Source organism: Leifsonia sp. SIMBA_070, from assembly GCF_046534635.1.
Lineage (GTDB): Bacteria > Actinomycetota > Actinomycetes > Actinomycetales > Microbacteriaceae > Leifsonia.
The window spans coordinates 1-247 of sequence record NZ_JAWRYK010000735.1 but is presented as its reverse complement, the minus strand read 5'-3'; the positions used below and the strand labels follow the sequence as shown (position 1 = coordinate 247).

Annotated in this window: 1 protein-coding gene; it reads right to left on the bottom strand. The window is 57.1% G+C overall.

What is annotated here, in order from left to right; translation table 11 throughout:
* Positions 1–208 (bottom strand): histone-like nucleoid-structuring protein Lsr2 (locus tag SB754_RS22190; protein WP_410784447.1); only part of this gene is annotated, 208 nt, incomplete at its 3' end.
* Positions 209–247 lie beyond the last annotated feature (39 nt).

Below are 247 nucleotides of genomic sequence, written 5' to 3'. Positions count from 1 at the left end.
CTGCAACCCGTCCGCCCTGGCGGGAGTTGTTGATCCGCCGCGAAGCGCTCAGGTACTTGGCGAGTGCGCGACGGAATTGTTCGGCATGCTTGGGGGACGTGTCGAACTCGTATTGTTTGCCATCGAGTCCCCAGCGCACGGTCTCGAATTCCTCGAGAACCTTTCCGTCGAGGTCGTCGATGAACTCTACTACTTGCTTCTTAGCCACTTCTGGACTCTCCACTCATTGTTTTTTGCGCCCGACGAA